The organism is Oceanobacillus indicireducens (genome assembly GCF_014647195.1).
Classification (GTDB): domain Bacteria; phylum Bacillota; class Bacilli; order Bacillales; family Amphibacillaceae; genus Oceanobacillus; species Oceanobacillus indicireducens.
On sequence record NZ_BMOS01000072.1, the window covers coordinates 1 to 1843 of the forward strand.

Here is a 1843-nt window from a genome sequence, read left to right on the forward strand (position 1 = left end):
GTGGATTTAAAGGTTCAGACCGAACGGTGAGAGCATATGTCTCTAAGCGGAAAATAGAATTACTTGAAGAGATGGAAGCAAACGATGAGGCAGCTCTTCCGTTAGAAGCAAGTCCAGGGGATGCCCAGGTAGACTTTGGGGAGGCGCCGTTTAAGGTAGAGGGAGAAGTCATAGAACTTCCGTATCTGGTTATGTCTTTCCCGTACAGTAATGCATTTCTGGTTCAGGTGTTTGAGTCCCAGAATCAAGACTGTTTCTTGGAAGGCATGAAACGATTCTTTCATCACCTTGGGGGAGAACCTAGAAGAGTTCGTTTTGATAACTTATCACCTGCGGTGAAAAAGATTCTTCCTCATGGAAGACGTGAACTGACGGAGGGATTTGAAAGGGTTGTCTTACACTACGGTTTCGAATATGAATTTTGTAATCCAGGTTCAGGGAATGAAAAAGGTCATGTGGAAGCAATGGTTAAGTATGTTCGTAATAATTTCTTTTTACCAGAACGAAGAGTATTTCAATTAGACGAATTCAATACCAAGTTGTGGGGAGAAGCTGAAAAAGATCGTCATCGCCAACATTATGAGAAAAAGGAAGAAATCAGTAAATTGTTCGAAGAAGATAAGCATGCATTTTTACACTTACCGGCCAAGGAGTATAGTTGTGTACGCTATGAAACTTTGAAAGCTGATAAATATGGGTTTGTCCAAGTGGATACAAAAAAATACTCCACTTCCCCACGTTACGCAAAACAAAAAGTCTTGGTGGCAATCACATATGATCAAGTTACTATCCTTTCGGATAGATACGAAAAAATTGTAAGACATAACCGAATCTACGGAAATGCATCAAAATCAATGGTATGGCAACCCTACCTATCTCTTATGGCCACAAGGCCAACAGCTTTGAAATATACGACGTTCTATGGCCAATTACCGGAACGCTGGCGAAGCTATTTGAATGAATGCACCGTTGAGGAGAAGAAAGAAGCTCTCAAACTATTATCAACATTACTGAAAGAACATAGTTTAGAAAAGGCAACAGAAGCGTTGGAGATAGCTTCTAAAAGGAGCCATCCATCTTCCGAATCAATCAAACAGGCTTTCCATCAACTTATTCACGGGCGAGGTTATCGTGATACGTTGGAGATGAAGCCTAGCATCCCAGTCATGCCAGTCGCTGAGCGAGGGATTAAGAAATATGATGTCTTCTTTTCCTCTGAAAGGAGGCAGGCATAATGCATGAAATGATTCAGGAGTACGCAAAGCGATTAAAACTCAGCTGGATTCGTGAGAATTTCCATACGGTGAACATAGAAGATCCTCAACAATACTTATTAACACTTTTTGAAAAGGAAGTGGAACAGCGTGAGGAGCGTAAGATAAACCTATTATTCAAAACGGCAACGCTGCCGAACGTGTCTGGCAATCCTTTTGATTGGACAGATATTCAATTGGGTCAGGGGTTAAGTCAAGAATCGGTATTAGAAGGAGAATTTATCGAGGCAAAGGAAAATATGATTTTTTATGGTGGAGTAGGTGCAGGTAAAACCTACCTCTCTACGCTCATAGGAATCAATGCCATACAGAAGTATGGCAAGCGAGTGAAGTTCTATACCGTTGCTTCATTGGCAAATGAGCTGTTGGAAGCGAATGAAAAAGGTACGTTGACCAGGCTGTTTAACAGAATAGATAAGCTTGATCTATTAATATTAGATGAGCTAGGCTATATTCCATTGCATAAGCAAGGTGCAGAACTACTGTTTCAAGTGATATCTATGTGTTATGAAAAACGGAGCATTATCATTACTACCAATCTTCAATTCGGACAGTGGAACCATGTCTTT

Annotated in this window: 2 protein-coding genes; both read left to right on the top strand. The window is 40.7% G+C overall.

Going from position 1 to position 1843, the window contains the following annotated elements; all coding sequences use genetic code 11:
• A partial coding sequence (gene istA, locus IEX94_RS19425; RefSeq protein WP_188859899.1) for an IS21 family transposase occupies positions 1-1235 on the top strand: 1235 nt, incomplete at its 5' end.
• Positions 1235-1843 (top strand): ATP-binding protein (locus IEX94_RS19430; protein ID WP_188859901.1); only part of this gene is annotated, 609 nt, incomplete at its 3' end. The genes istA and IEX94_RS19430, both read left to right, overlap by 1 nt.